We start from the raw sequence: 21,964 nt of genomic DNA on the forward strand, positions 1-21,964 counted from the left end.
TCGGTCAAGACGGCCTTGCTGCGGTACGTCCCGTCGGCGTCCGGCGGCGCCTGGTCCTGATCTGCGGCCGACGCGGCCGGACGGCTAGCGAGGCCACCAAAGCCACACACGCAGCCATTCCCACAACTGCAAGCCCCTTGCTGATGACCCCAGCCGGTGGAAGCTGCTTCCGCCCCAGCCATCCCCCGTCTACCGACGTGCCGAGCGGCGAGGCTTCGATGATACTTCCCTCGCTGATCGGTGCGCGTCCGGCGCGCGACAGGAGGAATCGGAATGCGCCACCCAACAGATTTTCTGTCAATTTCGGCGCGATGGCATAGGCGATCTGGCCACCGCGCGCGAGCCAGCCGACGGCCACTTCATCGCGCGGCGCGCGAACGAGGCTCAAAAAGGCCTGAGCGACATCTTCTGACTGGTACAGCAGCGGCCCCGGATCGAGCCTCTTCCCGGACATGTTGGCGCCGTGGACGAAGCCCGGCGTATCCACCATCGCCGGGAACACGCCGCAGACATGGATGTTCGGATGCGCGCCGAGTTCCTGGCGCAGGCTCGCCGTGAAACCGCGCAGGCCGAACTTGCTTGCGGAATAGGCCGCCGCAAACGGCGTCGGCACCCAACCCCCCAGCGAGATGTTGTTGATCAGGATGCCTCGGTTCTGGCGGAGAAAAATCGGAAGCACCGCGAAGGCGCCGTGCATCATTCCCAGGAGATTGACTTCAATGGTTCGGCGGTGAAGCGCGAAATCGGCGTCCTGATAGGCGCCGAATACACCGGTGCCGGCGTTATTGATCCAGACGTCGATTCCGCCGAATACATCGTCAACCTGCGCTGCCAATCGCTGCACCGCTTCCGCATCGCTGACATCGGTCTGGACCGCCAAGGCACGGCCTCCCAGCGCCTCGCACTCTGCCGCGAGGCTTGCCAGGATCTCGCCGCGACGTGCGGCAAGCGCCACGCTCGCCCCTTCCTGCGCAAACGCCAGCGCCGCCGCTCGGCCAATTCCGCTGGATGCTCCCGTAATGACGACCCGTGTGCCCGCCATTGGCCGCGGCGAAGATCCTGAGGCATCCATTGGGACAAGCCAGCGCAACGACCGCCGGAGGCGCACGGCCGCATCCGCTTTGAACCAGTCGCCATGCGCGAAGATGACCCGCTCGGGCGCCAGGCGCACGAGCCGTTCGGCCGCGGCCTGTACCGAACGGCCGCCGAGGCGCAACAAGAGCCGAAGATAAATCGGCGCCTTGCCGTCAGGCTTGGCGATGCCGAGCAGGTTTGCGGCGGCCTGATTTGACGCGGAAAGATCATGGGAATCAAGGTTCTGCACGAGGTCCGTCAGGATCAGTGTGCGGCTCCGCTTGTCGAATATCTCCACCTCGGAGAACATCGGGGCATGCACCGAGACTGTCTCAAGTTCGGCGGCCCACTCTCCGGGGGTGGTGTCGCCGACCTCGCGGTCAACGCGAAGTCCGGCCTCTCGCACCTGTTTCCGCGCAGACAGTCCTCGCGCTGTAAAGGTCAACGTTTGCGACAGATGCCTTTGCCAGGCAGGCAGAAACATCCAGTGCGCAACGTTCGGCGCGACCAGATATTTGATTGATCCCAACCGCTCCAGCTCATTGCGCAGAGCAGGCGAATATCGCACCGGCGAGTGCAGCATGAGGTCACCATTCGACAGCCGAATGACCGTCATGCGAACAGGCAGACGCAGACCGGCCGCGCTGATTGGCGCATCGTCCGCGATCCAGATGTCATCTGTCACCCTCGTGAGGGCGGCGGTCGATGAAGCGGCGTCAAATCTGTCCATGAGCGTCTTCCGGTCGGGACCTTGCTCAAATCCCTGACATGACGCTCGTTCCTAGCCAGGGCGGCCCGGCGCAAAAGCTTCGATGACTCAAAGATGTACAGGAGCGAATCCGTTCAGGGGAGCCGCGCAGGTGCCGGCGTCGCAAGTTCGCCACGGCCCCGTTCCCGCCCGTTACCGCCGCATGGCTGAGGCTTCGGACAAAGCCCTGGAACCGGCCTTCGGAGGATCGCCAGGAGAGGTCTGTCCCTTGTCGCCATCGTGTCGGTGTCAAACAGGGGACCGCCTCGCGCGGAAAGACCTCACACTAGGGCAATGGCGCCCGCGAAAGATTGCGGGCGCTCGAAGTGCGGACGATTGCCGCTTTCCCTGACTTCATTTCACAGGAACATTGAAGACTGGCGAACGTCGACTCGCACCAATCGATCATACCCTGGTCGAGGGAGCGTATCACAGGTTAATGCCTGCCCTTTGCCATTTGGGTCAGAGTTGCGGTAGGCGGCGGGCGATCGGATGACCGATGCAGACGGGATTTGCCTTTTCCAAGCTTGCCGATCACCTGGCGAGTATCGGTGACGTGACCGCCGACGACCTCGATCTGCTGGCAGAAATGCCGAGCACGATCGCGCACTTCAGTTCACATCAGGCTATCCTGCGCCACGGCGATGACAGCCATCAATGCTGTCTGCTGCTCCAGGGCTACCTGTCCTGGCAGGACGCCCAGGCCGCAGACGGGCAGATCACATCGATCTCGGTCCCCGGCGACATCGCTGACCTCCAGACCCTCTATCAGCCCCGCATCAATGGCAACCTCATTGCGCTCGGACCTGCCGTGGTCGCGCTGGTGCCGCATCGCTTCTTTCGCGAACTATCGGCGCGCTCGCCCGCGATGTCGCGTACCCTCCTGCTGATGCTGCTTGGCGACCACGCCAGACAGCGCAACTGGGCCGTAAACCTCGGCAGCCGGGACGCCTTGACGCGTGTAGCGCACCTGCTCTGCGAGATCACGACACGCCTGCAGAATGTCGGGCTCGCAAAGGACTTCAGATTGGCTTCGCCGTTCACCCAATCCGACCTCGCGGCGGCCTGCAGCATCTCCCCAGTCCATGTCAATCGCACCATCCGGGAGTTGCGCCGCTGCAACCTGCTGCACTGGCACGGCAAGACCTTGATGATCTCCGACTGGCCCGGACTGGTCCGGCTGGCAGGCTTCGATCCCGCGTATCTAGGCATCCGGCCACCTGATCAAGGCCGCCGACCAGTGCAACTGGAATTGACCAAAGGTGCCGTCGCGTCGGCCAGATGATATTGTGTAACCTTCTGCTCACACCTCACGCGCTCCTGTAAGGCTCTGCGCACTTCCAGAATGACAGCACCCCAATCGCCGGCTGTCTTTTGACGAAACAGGCGCAGGCTCGGATACCAAAACGTACGGCACCCGGATGAAGGCCAGCGCCAGTCGCAATCGGCGTGCAGCAGCACCCAGGCTTCGCATCCGAGTGCTCCCGCGAGGTGTGCGACCATGGTGTCAACGCAAATGACGAGATCGAGCTGACAGAGAAGACGACCGAGAGCCGCGATATCGGGCGTGCTGATGTCGCGAGCGCCGATCTGCGCGAGCTCTTCGGTCGCCGCCTCTCTTTGGAGCGAATAAAGCGCTACGCCAGGAACGGCGAGACGACGCAACAATGCGGGGAGAACAGCGCGCCGCTTATCCCATTGGCCGACCTCCCAGACCAAGCCGACGGCCAGACCTTCGCAGTCGAGCGACACAGGCATGCTTCTCGGCGGCAGCGTCAAATATGGCGCGCTCATCTCGATCTCCTCTCTCCCCACCCTGAGCGCGTGCGGCACCTCCATGATCTCGATGTCCACGTCGAAGTCAGCTTCAGGCGTGCCCGAATGGAGCGCAAGCGCGCAATCGGCGCCTGCCGTGCGCTCGACCAGCGGCAACAGTTCGGGCTGACACCAGACCGTGACACTGCGCGCTATGCCGCGAAGAGGTTGCATGAAACGCAGGAACTGGATCGTGTCGCCGAGCCCGTGATAGCACCGCACGAGCACGTGCTTGTTCGCAAGCGACTCCCCCCGCCAGATTCGCTGAAGGTGACGCGGACCGGTATGCTTGGGCGGGTACCCAGACGTCGCGAGATCTTCGTCATTGATGGCCCAGGCACGCGCAAAATCGCCTGCTCGCATGGCCTCCACCCAGCCGTTCGTCACGTCCCGAGATCCGGCTAGCGACGGACGAATTTGTGGAAGCGGCTCAGCTTTCCGTCCTTGGTCCGGTCCTGGTGCAGGAAGGCAATGCCGGCCTCGTCGAACTTCTCGAAGAACTCATCCCAGCCGATGCGGTCCAGCCCCTCATCCGGCGGATCGAAATCGATGCGCAGGATGCCGGCGTGTCCATCTTCTTCGGTCGCCTTGACCGTCGCCGGCTGCCCACCGCGCTCTTCGATCCATTTGCGGATCGCGGCGTGATCGGTGGTCTGCTGGGCTTCGTTGTTCTGCGTCTTGGACGTCATGTGGCACCTCGCTTGTGCAGGCCCGGCAATGACACGGCCATCGCCGAAGCCATTTGCGATGAAACGCGGGCCGGCAGGATTTGTTCTTCACGCGCGGCGGGGCCGACGCCGGACAACCAGCATCATCTTCTTCATCTTCATCCAGGATGATCTTCGTTCCGTTGATCCGGCTGCGGATCTTATCCCAAGTTAAGCGCGCTGCATTTTTGTTGCCCTGAATCGATGCGCACGCCGGCTCGGCGGCTCCAGCACAGGAACGAACATACCTTCCGACACGTTCGCCGATCTACTTACGCTGATGCCATCGTCTTCCCGGAGGTCTTAGTCCATGCATTCCCGTCTTCAGGACAGGCGCCGCGTGCGCGTCGGCATCGTCGGCGTCGGCAATTGCGCAAGCTCCTTCGTCCAGGGGCTCACCTATTACCGAAACGCCAAATCGAACGAGCCTGTGCCCGGCCTGATGAACGTCGATCTCGGCGGGTATCACATCAGCGACCTCCAGATCGCGTCAGCTTTCGACGTCAACGCCGGCAAGGTCGGACGCGATGTCGCCGACGCCATCTTTGCCAAGCCGAACAACACGCATCGGTTCTCCGATGTCGAACAGACCGGCGTGATCGTTCGGCGCGGCCCGGTCATGGACGGCATCGGGCACTATCTCGAAGATGATGTTCCGGTCGCCGACGTCCCGGAGGCCGATGTTTCGGAGGTCCTGGCGATGTCACGCACCGACGTGCTGGTGTCCTACCTGCCCGTCGGCTCGCAACGCGCAAGTGAATGGTACGCAGCGCGCGCCATCGAAGCCGGCTGTGGCTACGTCAATTGCATCCCCGTTTTCATCGCCTCCAATCCGGACTGGCGGCAGCGGTTCGAGAATGCAGGCCTTCCGATCATCGGCGACGACATCAAGAGCCAGGTCGGCGCAACCATCCTGCACCGCGTGCTCGCCAATTTGTTTCGTGATCGCGGCGTGCGGCTGGACCGCACCTACCAGCTCAACGTCGGCGGCAATACCGATTTCAAGAACATGCTCGAACGAGAGCGGCTGACCTCGAAGAAGATCTCCAAGACTCAGGCGGTCACCAGCCAGTTCGACGTTCCGATCGATCCCGACAACATCCATGTCGGGCCGAGCGATCACGTGCCCTGGCTGACCGATCGCAAGCTCGCTTTCATCCGGCTCGAAGGCACGACATTCGGCGGCGTGCCGCTGAGCGCCGAAGTCAAGCTCGAAGTGTGGGACTCCCCGAACTCCGCGGGCGTCGTGATCGACGCGGTTCGCTGCGCAAAACTTGCCATGGATCGCGGTCAGGGCGGCGCCCTAACCGGTCCCTCCAGCTATTTCATGAAATCGCCGCCGCAGCAGTTCACCGACGAAGAGGCCAGACGGCGAACGCGCGCCTTCATCGACGACAAGGTGTATACCTGATGGCGAGGATCATTCATCTCGTGCGTCACGGTCACCATGCTTTGCTCGGCCGCACGCTATGCGGCCGGATGAATGGCGTCACGCTCGACGACATCGGCTGCGAGGAAATGGCGCGCTGTGCAATCACGATCAGCCCGTGGCCAGCCTTGATCCAGTCGAGCCCGCAGCGGCGCTGCATGCAATCAGCCTCCATTCTGGCGGCGCACTTCGGACTGCCGATCGAGATCGTTCCCGCTCTCGACGAGCTCGACTATGGCGAATGGAGCGGCCGGTCCTTCGAGGAGCTCCGTCAGGACCCGCAATGGTCGCGCTGGAACAGGCGACGCGGGGTTAGCCGCCCACCCGGGGGCGAGAGCATGCGGTCGCTCCAGAATCGCGTCGTCGGCCATCTGGAGCAGCTGCGCAACGATCATTCTGCTGGCACCGTCATTGCCGTCAGTCATGCCGAGCCGATCCGTGCGGCGCTCTTGCATTACGCGCGCATGCGGCTTGACGACTTTCTCTCGATCGAAATCGACCCATCCAGCATCTCCACTCTCAGCGTGGACAGCCGCGGGTTCAGGATCACCGGGATCAATCAGCGGGTGCCGGCGTGAAGATCGTCATTTTCGGGCTGACCATCTCCTCCTCCTGGGGCAACGGCCACGCGACCCTGTGGCGCGGCCTCTGCAAGCATCTGACACACCTCGGCCACAGGGTCGTCTTCTACGAGCGCGATGTGCCCTATTACGCAGGCGCCCGCGACTTCAATGAATTGCCGGGCGGCCAGCTGCGGCTGTATTCGAGTTGGGACGAGACCCGCTCCCTCGCCCGCGGCGACGTCGGGGATGCCGATGTCGCGATCGTCACGTCTTATTGTCCCGACGCGATCGCGGCGACCGACCTGATCATGTCGGAAAGACGCGCCGTTCCCGTCTTCTATGATCTGGATACCCCGATCACGCTGGCGCGGCTCATGGAGGGTGGATCCGTTCCTTATATCAGCCCACGGGGCCTACGGGATTTCGCGCTCGTCCTCAGCTTCACCGGCGGGCCCCGCGTTGCCCACGAATTCCGCGACCGGCTCGGCGCCCGCGACATTCGCCCCCTATACGGCCACGTCGATGTCGATATTCATCGCCCGGTGCCGCCCCGACCGCACTACCGCGCAGATCTCTCTTATCTCGGCACCTATTCCGAAGACCGCCAGCGCGGACTTGAAGCGCTGTTCGTCGAACCGGCACGCGCGCGGCAGGACCTGCGCTTCCTGATCGGCGGGGCGCAATATCCTGACGACTTCCCATGGTCGCCCAACATCTACTTCGTGCGGCATCTGCCGCCATCGGAGCATGCGCCTTTCTTTGCGTCCTCCCGCTTGACCCTCAACGTCACACGCAGAGCCATGGCGGAGATGGGCTGGTGCCCCTCCGGCCGTCTGTTCGAGGCGGCTGCCTGTGGCGTCCCGCTCCTGAGCGACGACTGGCCGGGTATCGAAGAGTTCTTCGCGCCTAGCAGGGAGATCCTGATCGCCCGCGACGCGCAGGACACATTGGCGGCATTGGCGATGCCGAGCGCCGAGCTCCAATCCATCGCTAGATGCGCCTATGAACGGACATTGGATCAGCACACATCCGACAAACGCGCGCGCGAGCTGGTGTCGCTGCTCGAGCAGGCGGCGTCCAGCGGCACGCATCGCCAGCAATCCGAGGAGGCCTGACCATGTGGGGCATCGTTCCGGCCGCAGGCCGCGGCAGCCGCATCCAACCGCTGGCGTTCTCCAAGGAGCTGCTGCCCGTCGGCAGCCGGCGCGACGACGGCACGGAGCGCCCCTGCGCGGTCTCCGAGTATCTCCTGGAGCGCCTCATCCTCGGCGGAGCGGACAAGATCTGCTTCGTCATTTCGCCGGGCAAATCCGACATTCTGGAATATTTCGGCGATCACTACGGCAGCGCTCAGCTCGCCTATGTGGTCCAGCCCGACGCATCCGGCTTATGCGACGCCGTCTTCCGGGCCGGCACCGTGGTCGGACATGACGAGCACGTCGTCGTCGGCCTGCCCGATACCGTGTGGTTTCCAAAGGCCGCCTTGCAGGCTCTGCCCGATGCCGACCTCTCCTTCCTCCTCTTCCCAGTCGAGCGCCCGGAATTCTTCGACGCCGTCGTGGTCGAGGGAGACAGCGTGCGGGAGATCCAGGTCAAGCAGCCGACCCCAACTTCGCGGTGGATCTGGGGCGCTTTCAGGATGTCGGCCACCGGCTTCCGCGAATTGCATGCGCTCTGGAACGCGCGAGACCGGCGAGACGAATATTTTGGGACTTTGGTCAATGCCTACCTCCAGGCAGGCGGCGTCGGCATCGGGATCAAGGCGGGGGAGTCCTATGTCGATGTCGGAACCGTCGACGGCTATCGCAAGGCTATGGCTCTTCTCGCGGACAGCGCCGGCGTTGACGGCCGGTCGAGGTTGCGGGTCGGCACCTCGTCGGATGGAGCTCGACCGATCCCCGCGATGGACAACGGAGCGACTGCATGACGAGAGCGCTACTTACGCGCGAGGAAATTCGCAAGCGCGTCGATGCGCTCGGGCCGTGGTTTCACAATCTCGACCTGAACGGCGTGCCGACCGCCCCCGCCCACTTCCTTGGCGACTATCCCAGCGTGAAATGGCGGCGATTTTCCGGAATCATTCCGGACCGCCTCGAAGGCAAGACCGTGCTCGATATCGGCTGCAACGCCGGCTTTTACGCCATGGAGATGAAGCAGCGGGGCGCCGAGCGCGTGCTTGGACTAGACACCGACGAGGAGTACCTGGCGCAGGCGCGCTTTGCCGCCGAAGTGAAAGGCCTCAGGATCGAATTCCGCAAGATGTCGGCCTATGATGTCGGGCAGCTCCGCGAGAAGTTCGATCTGGTGATCTTCATGGGCGTGCTCTACCACCTGCGCCATCCGCTTCTGGCGCTGGATCTCATCCACGAGTACGTCGCCAAGGACCTCCTCCTGTTCCAGTCGATGCAGCGCGGCGACAGTCACGTCGACGCGATCGAGAAGAACTACGATTTCTGGACCACCGACCAGTTCGATTCCGCCGGCTATCCCAAACTGCACTTCATCGAGCACAAATACGCCGACGACCCCACCAATTGGTGGGTCCCGAACCGGGCCTGCGTCGAGGCCATGCTGCGCAGCGCCGGCTTTGCCATCACTGCGCATCCCGAAGAGGAGGTCTATCTCTGCGAGCGAACGGAGCGCCCCCAGGCCGATGGACCCGTCTATCCTTGCCGGAGCACAAGCCGATGATCGAGGCTGCCAAGATCTGGAACGAGCCGAACAACAAGTCGCATTGGAATCTCCTGATCGATCCGGATTGGGCGATGTTCGCGAACTTGGCCATTGCTGCCGGCAAATCGATCCGCAGTGCACGGCCGGCATTGCCAATCGTGCTCGGCGGCATCTCGCCGATTGATCCGTCCTTCATGCGCAACATGCAGAGCCGCGGCGTGCTCGACAATTTCGATGCAGTCGCCGTGCATGGCTTTCCGCTCGACTGGAATCTGTGGCAGATCGGCGACTGGCCGGCCAAGATCGAGGAGATCAAGGCGGTCACCACCCTGCCTGTCTGGGTGACGGAGGTCGGCGTCTCCTCGTTCGGCGCCGAAGAGGTGCAAGCCTGGGGCCTGTCGCGCACAGCCGAACTCCTGATCGGCCGTGCCCCGCGCATCCATTGGTACAGCCTCTACGACCTTCCCTCCGCCTGGGAAGCAACGACACGGCACAAGGAAGCCGAAGGCTCCTCGTATTACAGGCATTTCCACATGGGCCTGCTGCGCGAGGACGGCACGCCAAAGGCGGCGGCCGATCAGTTTGGCATCTATGCGCCTGCAATGGGTCTGTGCCAGTGGTTCCACTTCGAGGATCATCGCCTCGACGACGCCGTGCACTGGATGCGCCGTCTCGGCGTGACCCATCTCAGGACAGGTCTTTCATGGGCCGACAGCTTCCGTTCTAATGCGCTCGCATGGTTCGACCGCCAGATGGAGGCGCTGGCGGAATTTCAGGTCACGGTGACGTTCTGCTTCACGCCCGAGCATCGGGGCATCGAGCCGCATCACACCAGCCCGCCACTCGACGTCAATGAATTTGCCGATTTCTGCGCATCGATGGTCGATCGCTACTGCACGAAGACGGGTGCTGCATCCTCCGCAACGTCCGCCAATCCCCCTATAAGGGAACCGACATGCGTGCCCTGATCCTGGTGATGGACTCCGTCGGCATCGGCGGCGCGCCCGATGCCGCTCGCTATGGCGACGATGGCGCCGACACTGTCGGCCACATCGCTGAAGCCTGCATGGCCGGTAGCGCCGACAGCGCCGCCCGCGAGGGTCCGCTCCGGCTTCCCAACCTCGTCGCGCTCGGCCTCGGCCAAGCCTGCCGCCTCGCCACGGGGCGCGTGCCGCCGGGGCTGGACGATCGGGTCGAGCACCGGCAATTTGGGTGCGCAAGCGAGATCTCGAAAGGCAAGGACACCCCGTCAGGTCATTGGGAGATCTCCGGAGTGCCCGTACCGTTCGAATGGGGCTATTTCCCTCGAACGATGCCCTGCTTCCCCGCGGATCTGACTAAGGCCTTCTGCGAGCAAGCCGGATTGCCCGGCATCCTCGGGGATTGTCACGCCTCCGGCACGGAGATCATCGCCGAGTTCGGCGAGCGCCACATGCGAACGGGAATGCCGATCTGCTACACCTCAGCCGACAGCGTGTTCCAGATCGCAGCGCATGAGGAGACCTTCGGGCTCGAACGTCTGTATGAGATTTGCGCGATCGCAAGGCGACTGATCGATCCCTTCAACATCGGCCGCGTCATTGCCCGGCCATTCGTCGGCACCAGTGCGAGCGACTTCAGGCGCACCGTACACCGGCGCGACTATTCGGTGCCGCCGCCCGGGCGAACCATCTTAGATCTCGCTGAAAGCGCCGGCCGTGACATCGTGACGATCGGCAAGATCGACGATATCTTCGCTCATCGGGCAACCGGGCGAAACATGCGCGGCGACGGCAATGACGGGTTGTTCGACGCCTCGCTCAAGGGGCTGGCCAGCCTTACGGATGGAGGACTGCTGTTCGCCAACTTCATCGACTTCGACACCCTCTACGGCCATCGCCGCGACGTCGCGGGCTATGCCGCGGCACTCGAAGTCTTCGATGACCGTCTTCCCGAGCTACTGTCACGTCTGCGGAGCGACGATCTTCTGATCATCACTGCCGACCATGGCTGCGATCCGACCTGGAGGGGCACCGACCACACCCGCGAACAGGTGCCGATCCTGGTCCGGACGACGCAATCATCTGCTCCGATCGGCCGGCGTGCCGGCTTTGCCGATATCGGCGCCACCGCGGCAAGGCATCTGGACCTGCCGGAACCGCTGCACGGCGCGCACTTCTAGCGGGCAGCAGGGCTGGGGATTCACCTAGGTTATTGATCCAGGTTAGAGAAATATTCGTTTGTACAATTTCGAGGAACGAACATTCCTTGCATCGCTTCTGACTCCAAACGTGACTGGCGTGCAGGTCGTCCGACCAGACAGTAAGGCGCGCTTCAGCTCCCATCATCGGTCGATTTCCCAAGGGATCGATCTTACGGCGGCACGGAGTGGTGCATGACGCGGGTATTAATCACTGGAGGCGCGGGATTCATCGGCTCGCATGCAACCGACATGCTGCTCGCTGCCGGTTATGAGGTCCGGCTGCTCGACAATCTTTCGCCGCAGGTCCACGGCGGCAACCGCCAGCGCCCGTCCTATCTCGCCGATGAGGCCGAGCTCGTCGTTGGCGACATCACTGACAGCGTTGCGGTCGAACATGCCTTGCGCAGGGCCGACATGGTCCTGCATCTCGCTTCCGCCGTCGGCGTCGGCCAGAGCATGTACGACATCGAGCCTTTTGTGCGGACCAACGAGCTCGGCACAGCGGTGCTGCTCCAGGCGCTGTCGAGGCGCCCAGTCGAACGGCTGGTGGTCGCCTCCTCCATGAGCATCTACGGCGAGGGCCTCTATCGCAGGCCCGATCAAAGCGTCGTCGCCTGCGACGAACGGCCGATCGAGCAGCTGCGCAGAGGGGAATGGGAGTTGCGCGACAGTGCGGGTCACCCACTCGTCCCCGTGGCGACCCCGGAGAGCAAGCTGCCATCACTGAGCTCGGTCTACGCATTGAACAAGTTTGCGCAGGAGCGCATGTGCCTGATCACAGGCAAGGCTTACGGCATCCCGACCCTGGCGCTGCGCTTCTTCAACGTGTTCGGTCCCCGTCAGGCCCTGTCAAATCCCTATACCGGCGTACTCGCTATCTTCGCCGCGCGGCTCCTCAACGGTCGGCCGCCGCTTGTTTTCGAGGACGGCGAGCAACGGCGCGATTTTGTTCACGTGCACGACGTCGCCCGCGCCTGCCGCATCGCGCTGCAAGTGGAGCAGGCGCAGGACGTCTTCAACGTGGGCTCGGGCCAAAGCCGGACCATTCTGTCGGTCGCCGAGGACCTCGCCGAGGTCATGGGCCGGAGCGACATCGCGCCCGAGATCACGCGGAAATACCGCGCCGGCGACATCAGGCACTGCTTCGCAGATATCGGCAAATCGCGCGACCTTCTCGGCTTCGAGCCGCATGTGGCTTTCAGAGACGGCCTGGAGGAGCTCGCGGAATATCTCGCAGACCAGATCGCCGACGACCAGGCCGAGCGGGCGACCCAGGAGCTGCTGCAACGAGGATTGGTTGCGTGATGAATGAGCGAGACAATAGGCCGGTTCTGATCACAGGCGGCTGCGGCTTCATCGGTTGCAATCTTGCCGACCGGCTGGCGGAGCGCGGCGAGCGCGTATTGGTGCTGGACAACTTGGCCCGCGCCGGCGTGCGCGAGAACGCGCAATGGCTGAAATCCAGGCATCGCGACCTCATCACCATAGCGGTGGCCGACATTCGTGAGCCGATCCCGGTGATCGATGCCGTGCGTGAGGCCCGCGCGGTGCTGCATTTGGCGGCTCAGGTCGCGGTCACGGGCAGCGTGAGCGATCCCGCCGCCGATTTCGAGATCAACGCGCGCGGCACCCTGAACGTGCTTGAAGCGGTTCGGCTGCACAACAGCACCGCCCCGGTCGTGTTCGCCTCCACCAACAAGGTCTATGGCCGCCTGATCGAGGACAGCGAGATCGCACTCACCGGCCGCCGTTATACGCCCACCAGCGACTTGCTGGCAGAAGGCGTCTCCGAGAACGCTGCGCTCGATTTCTACAGCCCCTATGGCTGTTCGAAAGGGACGGCGGATCAGTATGTCCACGACTATGCGCGGGTTTACGGGCTCCAGACCGTGGTGATGCGCATGAGCTGCATCTATGGGCCGCGCCAGTTCGGCACCGAGGACCAGGGCTGGATCGCACATTTCCTGCTGAGCGCCATCCGCGGCAAACCACTGACGATCTACGGCGATGGTTATCAGGTCCGCGACGCGCTGCATGTGTCGGATGCAGCCTCTGCCTGGCTCGCAGTACTCGACCGGATCTCGCTAGCGCGTGGACGCGTGTTCAATCTCGGCGGCGGACCAGCCAATGCGGTCAGCCTCTTGGAATTGATCGACCACATTGCCGAACTGACCGGCCATCAGGTCACATTCCGCTTTGCCGATTGGCGTCCGGGCGATCAGCCTTGGTACGTCACCGACACCCGCGCGCTGTCTACCGCCCTCGGATGGGCACCGCAGGTGTCGGTCGCCGAGGGCCTTCGCTCGCTTCACGCTTGGCTGGACAGCCGCTTCGGAACAACTCGGGGCAACCGCGAGGCTCTCGCATGACGCGCGTCGCCCTGATCAATCCGAATTGGGATTTTGGCGGCAGCATCTATTTCGGCTGCCGGTCCCCCCACCTTCCGCTCGAGCTCGGCATCGCCGAGCATTATTTGAAAGCGGCCGGGCACCGCACGCTGCTGCTCGATGCGCACATGTTCGATCTGTCATTCCGGGACGTCGAGGCTGAGCTGCGCGCCTTCGAGCCTGACCTGATCGTCATCACGACGGCACCGACGTACCTGTTCTGGCGCTGCGCACCGCCGGAGCTGCGCGTTCCGCAGGAGCTTGCACTGGCGGTACGGGATCTTGCACCGGTCTTGGTCGCCGTTGGGCCGCACGGCTCGACCACGCCGCGAGCGGCCCTGAAGAAGCTCGCGGTCGATATTATCGTCATGGGTGAGTGCGAAGCATCTTTGCTGCGGCTGGCCAACGGGGAGCGGGACTTCCCCGGCCTGTGCTTGGCGGACGGCGCCACGGTCCGGGTCAATGGCGGCCCGCAGGCGGTCGACTTTAAGGATCAGCCAGCGCTCGACTGGCCGGACGAGATGATCCGGCGGCATCATCACCACCATCATCGCTTCGAGGCCGAACCGGTGGGTCCCGGCGCGGAGGTCGAGGCGTCGCGGGGATGCCCTTACAATTGTACGTTCTGCGCCAAGGAGAATTTCCGCAACGCCTACCGCAAACGGCCACCCTCGATCATTCTCGACGAGATTGATCGGCTGCGCGGCCAAGGCGTCGAATATGTCTACTTCATCGACGAAATCTTCCTTCCGAACCCAGAACTTCTGGAAGGGCTGAGTACGCGCGGCCTCAAATTCGGTGTCCAGACCCGCATCGATCTCTGGAAGCCGGACATGCTCGCCTTGCTGGGTCGCGCAGGCTGCGTCTCGATCGAGGCTGGCATCGAAAGTCTCACCGTCGAGGGCCGCGCGGCACTCGCCAAGAACTGCAAGATGACCACCGACCAGCTCGCCGACCGCCTGGTCGAAGCCCGACGCTACGTCCCCTTCGTGCAGGCCAATCTGATCGAGCTCCCCGAGGACGACGATCCCGTAGTGCAGCGCTGGCGCCGCAAGATGCAGGATGCCGGCATCTGGGCGAACGACCCGGTCCCGCTCTATCCCTACCCCGGCTCGCCGGACTACCGAAAGCTGTGGGGCGAGGCCGACGACTTCGCCTGGGAGCGCGCGCATCAGCACTATCTTGGAATGTTCGACCAGTTCAGCGACGTGCAGAACGATCGGCCGGTCCCGCTCGACGCCCTCGAACATCCGGTGGCGCCATGAGCCGCGGTTCCGACATCAGGATCCTGATGACGACCGACACTGTGGGCGGCGTGTGGACCTATTCCTGCTCACTCGCCTCGAGCCTTGCCGCCGCGGGCGCCCACTTGACGCTGGCGACGATGGGTCCATCCGCGCGCGCGGACCAGCGCGAGATGCTGCACGGCTCGGGGGTCCGCCTCATCGAAACCGACCTCGCTTTGGAATGGCAGGACCCGGAAGGGCGTGACCTCCTCAACGCCACGCGTGTCCTTCTAGGGCTCGAAGCACGGTTCAGGCCGGACATTGTCCACCTCAACAATTTCCGGGAGGCAACCCTGTCGTGGCGTGCGCCAACCGTTCTCGTGGCGCACTCCTGCGTCAACTCATGGGCGCTGGCCTGTCGGGATACGACCTGGCTCGGCGAGCCCCGTTGGGCGCGTTATACGGAACGGGTGGCCGCGGCGCTCAACAGCACGCAAGCTTGGGTCTGCCCGAGCCGGTCGTTCCACGATGACATCATGGAGATCTATCGGCCACGGTCTCCCGGCGCCGTGATCTGGAACGGGATTACTGCTGGGGACCTCTCAACTCGAAAGCAGGAGCTGATCTTCGCGGCCGGCCGGCTGTGGGATCATGCCAAGAACATCGGAGTATTGGCTGCGGCTGCACCGGATCTGGATTGGCCGGTTCAGGTCGCAGGACCCGCTGAAGCAGATCCGTCCGTGGGCGTCACTTGGCTTGGGCAATTGCCGCACAGCGCCTTGCGCGGACATCTCCAGCGCGCGGCGATCTTTGCAAGCCCAGCACTTTATGAGCCGTTCGGCCTCTCCGTTTTGGAGGCAGCCGCCGCCGGCTGCGCGCTCGTGCTGTCGGACATCCCGACGTTCCGGGAATTGTGGAGCGGAGCCGCGCTGTTTTTCCATCCCTGCGATAGTCAGGCGTTGCACCGAGCTCTCGCAGAACTTTGTGCGGACGATCTCGAAAGAGCACGGCTGCAACGCGCCGCCTACGAGCGTTCCCTGACCTATTCGCTGTCGCGGACGACCGGCGCTTATCTGAAGCTCTACGAAGGGCTGCTCGCTGCCAACCGCACGACACCTCAAGCCGGCCAGATCGAGGTGCGCGCATGAAATGCGTCCTGTTCTACCACGCATTCACCTCCTGCTGGAACAATGGCAACGCTCATTTCCTGCGCGGCTACGCCCGCGAGCTGCATGCGCTTGGTCACGAGGTCGTCGTTTTCGAGCCGATCGACGGCTGGAGTCGGTTGAATGCCATCCGCGAGAGCGGCAGCGAGGTCCTGCAAGAGATCGGACAGCTCTTCCCAGGCATTTCCATTCGTCGCTATGATGCCTCGCTCGATCTCGACGAAGCGCTCGATGGCGCCCATCTCGTCGTCGCGCACGAATGGAACTCGCCCGATGTGATCGAGCAGATCGGGCATAGGCGCGCGCACGGCGCTCCCTTCACATTATTGTTCCACGATACCCATCATCGTGCGATTACAGCGCCGGACGAACTTGCACAATTTGACCTCGATGCATTCGACGGCGTGCTCGCCTTCGGCGAGGTGCTTCGCCAGATCTACGTGAAGCTCGGCTGGGCCGACCGGGCCTATACCTGGCACGAAGCCGCCGACGTCGCCTTGTACCACCCGCTGCCGAATGTCGAACGTACCGACGATCTGGTCTGGATCGGCAATTGGGGCGACGGCGAACGCAGCACTGAGCTCAACGAATTCCTGGTCGAGCCTGTTGCCGAGCTGAATTTGCGCGCGAGCGTCTATGGCGTGCGTTACTCGGATGCCGCCCTCCAGACCATCCGGGCCACAGGTATCCGCCACGGCGGCTGGCTGCCTGCGCATTGGGCTCCGGTTGCATTCGCCGGCGCGCGCGCGACCGTCCATGTCCCGCGCGGGCCCTATGTACGGTCGCTTCCGGGCATCCCTACCATCCGTGTGTTCGAGGCCCTCGCCTGCGGCATTCCTCTGCTTTCAGCGCCGTGGTCCGATGTGGAAAGCCTGTTTCCGGACGGCGCTTATCTCCAGGCGGCCAATGGCGCGGAGATGAAGCGCGCGCTCCGCGCCGTTCTCGATGATCGGGAGCTGTCTTCCGCGATGGTGGAGACCGGCCTTCGGACCATCCAGGAGCGCCATACCTGCCGTCACCGCGCACAACAGCTTGTGGGCATCGTCGAGGCCATTCGCGCCTCCGATGGCTCGTCACAGCCGCTACGTTACATCGGAGCCTCCGCATGAAGATCTGCTTCTTCGGATCCAGCCTTGTCTCCTCCTACTGGAACGGCGCCGCCACCTATTATCGCGGCATGCTCAAGCAGATTGCGGCGCTCGGACACGACGTCACCTTCTTCGAGCCTGACGCCTTCGAGCGTCAGGCCCATCGCGACATCGACGACCCCGACTGGGCCAGGGTCGTCGTCTACCCCGCGACCGCCGACGGCTGGCGCGGCTCGCTCGATGCGGCCGCGCGATCGGCCGACATGCTGATCAAGGCCAGCGGCGTCGGCGTCTTCGATCAGGAGCTGGAGACCGCCGTTGCTGCCTTACCCTCCCGAACCATGCGCATCTACTGGGATGTCGATGCTCCCGCCACGCTCGAAGCGATGGCAAACGATCCGGAGCATCATCTGCGCCGTGCGATTCCATCCTACGACATGGTCTTGACCTACGGCGGCGGCGATGGCGTCGTATCGGCCTACCGCGCTATTGGCGCGCGAGACTGCGTTCCGATCTACAACGCCCTCGACCCCGAAACGCATTTTCCATCGCCGCCCAAGCCGGACTTCACCTGCGATCTCAGCCTGCTGGCAAATCGCCTGCCTGATCGCGAGCAGCGCGTCGAGCACTTCTTCCTCGACATCGCGCGCCAGTTGCCGGACAAGACGTTCGTTCTCGGCGGCTCCGGCTGGGAGACCAAGGATACGTCCCGCAACCTCCGAAAGGTCGGGCATGTCGGCACCGGCGAGCACAACGCATTCTTCGGCTCCGGCCTTGCCACGCTCAACGTCAATCGCGACAGCATGGCGCGCTACGGATTCTCGCCGCCGACGCGGGTATTCGAGGCGATCGGCGCAGGCGCCTGCTTGATCACCGATCATTGGGTCGGCATCGACCATTTCCTCGAGCCGGATCGCGAAGTGCTGGTGGCCGCGAATGGAGCCGAGATTGCCGGCCATCTCGGCGCCCTCAGCCCTGATCGGGCCGCCGCGATCGCCAGCCGCGCCCGCGCGCACATTCTCAGCCAACACACCTACCGGCATCGCGCCCGCCAATTCAACGATCTCTTCGTCGGAAGCAGCTCGCACATCGAGGCAGCAGAATGAACCTTAGCATCGTCGTCGTCGGTCTTTCGGTCACGTCATCATGGGGCAATGGTCACGCCACGACCTATCGCGCCCTGATCGAGGCCCTCGCGCGACGAGGCCACCATGTCACCTTCCTGGAGCGCGACGTCGCCTGGTATCGCGAGCATCGCGATCTCACCAAGCCGTCGTCATGGACTGTCGAGCTCTACCAATCACTGAAGGATGTCCCTCGTCGCTTCGGAAAGCTGATCCGGGACGCCGACCTCGTCATCATCGGCTCCTATGTGCCCGACGGTATCGCCATCTCCGAATGGATCACGAGCCAGGCGCGAGGGATCACCGCCTTCTACGACATCGACACGCCGGTGACGCTGGCGAGACTCGACCGGGGCCTCGACTATCTCTCCGCTGCGATGATCCCGCGTTTCGACCTCTATCTATCGTTCACCGGTGGCCCGGTGCCCGACATGATCGAGGCGCGTTACGGCAGCCCGATGGCACGGGTTCTCTATTGCAGCGCCGACGCGGACGCCTACGTCCCGCAACAGGCCCAGACGAAATGGGCGCTGGGCTACCTCGGGACTTATAGCGAGGACCGGCAGCCCGTCCTTGAACAATTGCTGTTGTCCCCGGCGCGGATGCTGCCGTCCGAGCAATTCGCCGTCGCGGGCGCGCAATATCCTGAACATATCGCCTGGCCCGACAATGTCATGCGGATCGAGCACCTCGCGCCAAAGCAGCACCCGATGTTTTACGCGGAGCAGCGGTTCGCCCTGAATGCGACCCGCGCCGACATGCGCGCGCTGGGCTTCTCGCCGAGCGTTCGGCTGTTCGAAGCTGCCGCCTGCGGCACGCCCGTGATTTCCGACCGATGGCCGGGGATCGAGACCATCTTCGAGCCGTCGCGGGAAATCTTGCTGGCCTCAACGGCGCGCGACGTCATCGAGATCCTGCGCGACATGCCCGAGGAACGTCGACGCACTATCGCCGAGAGCGCGCGCCGCCGCGTTCTGACCGATCACACCTCCGACCATCGAGCCCGCCAGTTGGAGGTCTACTGCGCCGAAGCAACCGCGCGCCGCCGCCGTAAATCGGCGCGGCTACCGGCTGGCCGACCGGTTCAAGTCGCCGAACTCTGAGGGAGCTTGCCATGACACTCCAGACCCGAATTCCCACGCTCCGTCGCTCGCCGACAGTGCTCATCGCCGGCGGCGCCGGCTTCATCGGCTCTCATCTCTGCGATTCGCTTCTGCAACGCGGCAACAGGGTGATCTGCCTCGACAACCTGTTCACGGGCACAATCGACAATATCAGGCCGCTGCTGAACCATCCGAACTTTCGCTTCATCGAGCATGATGTGCGCGAGGAGATCGAGATCGACGACGAGATCGACCGGGTCTACAGTCTCGCCTGCCCCGCCTCACCCCGGCATTACCAGAAGGATCCGGTCGGCACGATGAAGACATGCGTGCTCGGCACCATCAATTTGCTCGAGCTCGCCCGCCGCAAGGGCGCCCGCGTCCTGCAGGCCTCGACGAGCGAAGTATACGGCGATCCGGAGGTGCATCCACAGCCGGAATCCTATCTTGGCAACGTCAACCCGATCGGGCCGCGGGCCTGCTACGACGAGGGCAAACGCGCCGCCGAGACGCTGATGTTCGACTACCACCGCACGCACGGAACCGAGATTAAGGTCGCGCGCATCTTCAACACCTATGGCCCGCGCATGCTGGAGAACGATGGCCGTGTCGTCTCCAATTTCATCGTGCAGGCGCTGCGCGGCGAGCCGATCACGATCTATGGCGGCGGCACGCAGACAAGGAGTTTCTGCTTCGTCGACGATCTGGTGCGGGGCCTTCAGCTGCTGATGGAAAGCCCGGCCTCGGTAACCGGCCCCTGCAACCTCGGCAATCCGCACGAGGTCACGATCGAGGCCATAGCCCGGGAGGTCCTGACGTACACGGAGTCGGCCTCCCCACTCCGCTTCGTGGCGCTGCCGAAGGACGATCCGAAGCGTCGCAAGCCGGTCATCGACACCGCCGCGCAACTTCTGGGATGGCGTCCGCGCGTAGCGCTGAAGGACGGTCTTCAGGCGACGATCGCCTATTTCGCGTTGCGCGTCGCGGATGAGTCACCGACGCTGGTGCCGGCTCTTGCACGGCGAAAGAGAGGTCCGACGCGCGGCATGCTCAAGATTGCGGATTAAGATCAACGCGCTTCTCGTTGGATCGGATCCCAGTTGAGAAGCGGACATCCGCTCAGCCGATCAAAGTCAATTATCCACGCGGCTCAGCCGAGCTGGGAGGCGAAGCCATGGAATGGTGGGCGCACCAGGGCTCGAATCTGGGACCCGCTGATTAAGAGATAGCAACCGGTTGAAGACCATCAATGACTTGCCGATCGCGTCCCGGGGATCGTCTGGCAGAATATGGGCATCGCCGCGCATTCATGGCCGTCTTTCCACCAGTGTTGGTCCGATCGGTCAGAAAACTTTCCTGAAGCAGTTCGATACTGTCACTGAGTGATTCAGAGCGCGTTTGCAGGCGTCTTGCGCTTCTCTAATCGTGGTCGAAGAGCTCGTTCGGAGAGCGTTCCCTGGCGAGGACACTCTTCTGCCCTCGCGCAGCCTGCTCGCGACAAAGTTTGATGCGATCGGTTGTGATGTCCGCGGCGGCCTTGCCGAGCGCCAGCTGAAGCCAGAGGCATAGGATCTCCGCTACAGCGTGCGGCTGTGGGTCCTGCGCATGCTCACCATCCATCATAGGAACCATATCTGTGGCGGCCGGTTGGCTTGCCATTGAGCTGTCACTCTGCAGAGCAGCTCGACAAACCGGCATGAGTCCTAGGCCGAGCATCCGTCGGGGACCAATCCCATGATGGACCACGCGACCAGAGTTGGTAATCGGTTGTTAGCAGCGTTGCCGCCAGCAGATTTTGCTTTGCTTGCGCCTCATTTGCGGAAAGTCGAGATCGAGCGCGATTCCGTGCTGGCCCGATCGGGCGACCGGGTCGAACATCTCCTCTTCCCCCTGAGCGGCGCGATCGCCGCTATCATGGCGCTGCCGAACGGCCAGACAGTTGCCACAGCGATCATCGGCCACGAGGGGGCTGTGGGCCTGACGTCAGCGCTCGGCGCATCCAATTCGCCCGCGACGGCAGTCGTTCGCATACCAGGGTTCGCGCTGCAGATCTCGGCGGTGCAATTTCTGGCAGCGCAACATCGCAGCCCTCCAATCACATCCATGGTGCAGGTCTTCACGAGATCGTTGTTGACGCAGCTTCAGCACGAGGCCGCCTGCAATGCACTGCATTCCGTCGAAGCCCGCCTGGCGCGCTGGCTGCTTCACATTCACGACCGGGCGAATGGAGGCGATCTCCTCCCGCTGACCCAGGAAACATTATCGGAATTGCTGGGCGTCCGCCGCACCACCGTCACACATGTCGTAAGCACAATGCGCGCCTCAAGAGCTCTGAAATCCAATCGGCGCGGCCAGCTCGAGATTGATCGGCCGCGGCTCGAAGCCGTGGCATGCGAGTGCTACAAGGTCATGAGCCGCAAAATCGATCGGATAGTTTCGCAGGGCGCGGTCGGACTCGTTCATGGGGCGCCAGCGCGGCGGGCCTCCCATTCGCCCGGTAGCCGAGTAGCCGGGACAGGCTCGTAGAGCCGGTTCACTTTCGCGAACCAGTCGCGTGTAGCTTCGCAATTCGGCAAAAGTGCGCGGGTCTGTCGTTACAAACGCCCACTCCTGCGCGGAAGCGAGCTCAGAAAATTGGCAGCTTAGGGGCCGCGCCCTCGACCGAAGCCGACCATAGAT

The 21,964-nt window shown here is 63.4% G+C and carries 20 protein-coding genes; 17 read left to right on the forward strand and 3 right to left on the reverse strand.

Annotation, left to right across the window (positions count from 1 at the left end):
* Positions 1–4 precede the first annotated feature (4 nt).
* The gene (locus IVA96_RS35215; RefSeq protein WP_247422343.1) at positions 5–1,804 is read right to left on the reverse strand and encodes an SDR family oxidoreductase; all 1,800 of its coding nucleotides are present in this window, start codon (positions 1,802–1,804) and stop codon (positions 5–7) included.
* Between the two features lie 517 nt (positions 1,805–2,321).
* Between IVA96_RS35215 and IVA96_RS35220 the strand changes: the two genes are divergently transcribed.
* Positions 2,322–3,107: a Crp/Fnr family transcriptional regulator gene (locus IVA96_RS35220; protein WP_247422344.1), complete on the forward strand. Its 786-nt coding sequence runs from the start codon at positions 2,322–2,324 to the stop codon at positions 3,105–3,107.
* Here the strand turns inward: IVA96_RS35220 and IVA96_RS35225 are convergent.
* Together IVA96_RS35225 and IVA96_RS35230 are read right to left on the reverse strand one after the other, a co-directional pair.
* Positions 3,047–4,024 (reverse strand): hypothetical protein, encoded by a 978-nt coding sequence (locus IVA96_RS35225; RefSeq protein WP_247422346.1) that lies wholly within the window; start codon positions 4,022–4,024, stop codon positions 3,047–3,049. The genes IVA96_RS35220 and IVA96_RS35225 overlap by 61 nt on opposite strands.
* Positions 4,025–4,038: 14 nt before the next feature.
* Positions 4,039–4,326 carry a hypothetical protein gene (locus IVA96_RS35230; RefSeq protein ID WP_247280424.1) on the reverse strand — a complete coding sequence of 96 codons (288 nt, stop codon included), beginning with the start codon at positions 4,324–4,326 and terminating at the stop codon, positions 4,039–4,041.
* A 328-nt stretch (positions 4,327–4,654) separates the two neighbouring features.
* Here IVA96_RS35230 and IVA96_RS35235 point away from each other — a divergent pair, with 328 nt between their 5' ends.
* From IVA96_RS35235 to IVA96_RS35310, 16 genes are all read left to right on the forward strand, one after another.
* Positions 4,655–5,755 (forward strand): inositol-3-phosphate synthase, encoded by a 1,101-nt coding sequence (locus IVA96_RS35235; RefSeq protein ID WP_247422348.1) that lies wholly within the window; start codon positions 4,655–4,657, stop codon positions 5,753–5,755.
* A complete protein-coding gene (locus IVA96_RS35240; protein ID WP_247422350.1) occupies positions 5,755–6,351 on the forward strand; it encodes a histidine phosphatase family protein in 597 nt (198 codons plus the stop codon). The genes IVA96_RS35235 and IVA96_RS35240 overlap by 1 nt, the downstream gene beginning before the upstream one ends.
* Entirely contained in the window at positions 6,348–7,451 is a 1,104-nt protein-coding gene (locus IVA96_RS35245; RefSeq protein ID WP_247422352.1) for a glycosyltransferase, read from the forward strand. The genes IVA96_RS35240 and IVA96_RS35245 overlap by 4 nt, the downstream gene beginning before the upstream one ends.
* 2 nt (positions 7,452–7,453) lie before the next feature.
* Entirely contained in the window at positions 7,454–8,263 is an 810-nt protein-coding gene (locus IVA96_RS35250) for a sugar phosphate nucleotidyltransferase (RefSeq protein WP_247422354.1), read from the forward strand.
* The gene (locus IVA96_RS35255) at positions 8,260–9,027 is read left to right on the forward strand and encodes a TIGR04290 family methyltransferase (protein WP_247422356.1); all 768 of its coding nucleotides are present in this window, start codon (positions 8,260–8,262) and stop codon (positions 9,025–9,027) included. Before IVA96_RS35250 ends, IVA96_RS35255 begins: the two co-directional genes overlap by 4 nt.
* Complete coding sequence (locus tag IVA96_RS35260) at positions 9,024–9,977, forward strand: beta-xylosidase (RefSeq protein WP_247422358.1); 954 nt, start codon at positions 9,024–9,026, stop codon at positions 9,975–9,977. Before IVA96_RS35255 ends, IVA96_RS35260 begins: the two co-directional genes overlap by 4 nt.
* Positions 9,965–11,170: a phosphopentomutase gene (locus IVA96_RS35265; RefSeq protein ID WP_247422360.1), complete on the forward strand. Its 1,206-nt coding sequence runs from the start codon at positions 9,965–9,967 to the stop codon at positions 11,168–11,170. The genes IVA96_RS35260 and IVA96_RS35265 overlap by 13 nt, the downstream gene beginning before the upstream one ends.
* Positions 11,171–11,383: 213 nt before the next feature.
* Positions 11,384–12,496: an NAD-dependent epimerase/dehydratase family protein gene (locus tag IVA96_RS35270; RefSeq protein WP_247422372.1), complete on the forward strand. Its 1,113-nt coding sequence runs from the start codon at positions 11,384–11,386 to the stop codon at positions 12,494–12,496.
* Positions 12,496–13,560 (forward strand): NAD-dependent epimerase/dehydratase family protein, encoded by a 1,065-nt coding sequence (locus tag IVA96_RS35275; protein WP_247422374.1) that lies wholly within the window; start codon positions 12,496–12,498, stop codon positions 13,558–13,560. The genes IVA96_RS35270 and IVA96_RS35275 overlap by 1 nt, the downstream gene beginning before the upstream one ends.
* Positions 13,557–14,843, forward strand: a complete 1,287-nt coding sequence (locus IVA96_RS35280) for a TIGR04295 family B12-binding domain-containing radical SAM protein (RefSeq protein WP_247422376.1) — start codon at positions 13,557–13,559, stop codon at positions 14,841–14,843. The genes IVA96_RS35275 and IVA96_RS35280 overlap by 4 nt, the downstream gene beginning before the upstream one ends.
* A gap of 26 nt (positions 14,844–14,869) precedes the next feature.
* On the forward strand, positions 14,870–15,952 hold the full coding sequence (locus tag IVA96_RS35285; RefSeq protein ID WP_247422401.1) for a glycosyltransferase family 4 protein: 1,083 nt from the start codon (positions 14,870–14,872) through the stop codon (positions 15,950–15,952).
* The gene (locus IVA96_RS35290; RefSeq protein ID WP_247422378.1) at positions 15,949–17,079 is read left to right on the forward strand and encodes a glycosyltransferase; all 1,131 of its coding nucleotides are present in this window, start codon (positions 15,949–15,951) and stop codon (positions 17,077–17,079) included. The genes IVA96_RS35285 and IVA96_RS35290 overlap by 4 nt, the downstream gene beginning before the upstream one ends.
* Positions 17,076–18,164, forward strand: coding sequence for a glycosyltransferase (locus IVA96_RS35295; protein WP_247422380.1), 1,089 nt, complete (start codon positions 17,076–17,078; stop codon positions 18,162–18,164). The genes IVA96_RS35290 and IVA96_RS35295 overlap by 4 nt, the downstream gene beginning before the upstream one ends.
* Entirely contained in the window at positions 18,161–19,285 is a 1,125-nt protein-coding gene (locus tag IVA96_RS35300; RefSeq protein WP_247422383.1) for a glycosyltransferase, read from the forward strand. The genes IVA96_RS35295 and IVA96_RS35300 overlap by 4 nt, the downstream gene beginning before the upstream one ends.
* 11 nt (positions 19,286–19,296) lie before the next feature.
* Positions 19,297–20,352, forward strand: coding sequence for a UDP-glucuronic acid decarboxylase family protein (locus IVA96_RS35305; RefSeq protein WP_247280409.1), 1,056 nt, complete (start codon positions 19,297–19,299; stop codon positions 20,350–20,352).
* Positions 20,353–21,019: 667 nt separating this feature from the next.
* Positions 21,020–21,811 carry a Crp/Fnr family transcriptional regulator gene (locus IVA96_RS35310; RefSeq protein WP_247280408.1) on the forward strand — a complete coding sequence of 264 codons (792 nt, stop codon included), beginning with the start codon at positions 21,020–21,022 and terminating at the stop codon, positions 21,809–21,811.
* Positions 21,812–21,964: the final 153 nt, after the last annotated feature.

The sequence above is a fragment of the Bradyrhizobium sp. 159 genome (assembly GCF_023073795.1).
Lineage (GTDB): Bacteria > Pseudomonadota > Alphaproteobacteria > Rhizobiales > Xanthobacteraceae > Bradyrhizobium.

Bases quoted from the DNA above. Each gene is read 5' to 3' on its own strand.
- IVA96_RS35215 (WP_247422343.1), bottom strand. From the start codon at position 1,804: ATGGACAGATTTGACGCCGCTTCATCGACCGCCGCCCTCACGAGGGTG.
- IVA96_RS35220 (WP_247422344.1), top strand. From the start codon at position 2,322: ATGCAGACGGGATTTGCCTTTTCCAAGCTTGCCGATCACCTGGCGAGT.
- IVA96_RS35230 (WP_247280424.1), bottom strand. From the start codon at position 4,326: ATGACGTCCAAGACGCAGAACAACGAAGCCCAGCAGACCACCGATCAC.
- IVA96_RS35235 (WP_247422348.1), top strand. From the start codon at position 4,655: ATGCATTCCCGTCTTCAGGACAGGCGCCGCGTGCGCGTCGGCATCGTC.
- IVA96_RS35240 (WP_247422350.1), top strand. From the start codon at position 5,755: ATGGCGAGGATCATTCATCTCGTGCGTCACGGTCACCATGCTTTGCTC.
- IVA96_RS35250 (WP_247422354.1), top strand. From the start codon at position 7,454: ATGTGGGGCATCGTTCCGGCCGCAGGCCGCGGCAGCCGCATCCAACCG.
- IVA96_RS35255 (WP_247422356.1), top strand. From the start codon at position 8,260: ATGACGAGAGCGCTACTTACGCGCGAGGAAATTCGCAAGCGCGTCGAT.
- IVA96_RS35260 (WP_247422358.1), top strand. From the start codon at position 9,024: ATGATCGAGGCTGCCAAGATCTGGAACGAGCCGAACAACAAGTCGCAT.
- IVA96_RS35265 (WP_247422360.1), top strand. From the start codon at position 9,965: ATGCGTGCCCTGATCCTGGTGATGGACTCCGTCGGCATCGGCGGCGCG.
- IVA96_RS35270 (WP_247422372.1), top strand. From the start codon at position 11,384: ATGACGCGGGTATTAATCACTGGAGGCGCGGGATTCATCGGCTCGCAT.
- IVA96_RS35275 (WP_247422374.1), top strand. From the start codon at position 12,496: ATGAATGAGCGAGACAATAGGCCGGTTCTGATCACAGGCGGCTGCGGC.
- IVA96_RS35280 (WP_247422376.1), top strand. From the start codon at position 13,557: ATGACGCGCGTCGCCCTGATCAATCCGAATTGGGATTTTGGCGGCAGC.
- IVA96_RS35285 (WP_247422401.1), top strand. From the start codon at position 14,870: ATGACGACCGACACTGTGGGCGGCGTGTGGACCTATTCCTGCTCACTC.
- IVA96_RS35290 (WP_247422378.1), top strand. From the start codon at position 15,949: ATGAAATGCGTCCTGTTCTACCACGCATTCACCTCCTGCTGGAACAAT.
- IVA96_RS35295 (WP_247422380.1), top strand. From the start codon at position 17,076: ATGAAGATCTGCTTCTTCGGATCCAGCCTTGTCTCCTCCTACTGGAAC.
- IVA96_RS35300 (WP_247422383.1), top strand. From the start codon at position 18,161: ATGAACCTTAGCATCGTCGTCGTCGGTCTTTCGGTCACGTCATCATGG.
- IVA96_RS35305 (WP_247280409.1), top strand. From the start codon at position 19,297: ATGACACTCCAGACCCGAATTCCCACGCTCCGTCGCTCGCCGACAGTG.
- IVA96_RS35310 (WP_247280408.1), top strand. From the start codon at position 21,020: ATGATGGACCACGCGACCAGAGTTGGTAATCGGTTGTTAGCAGCGTTG.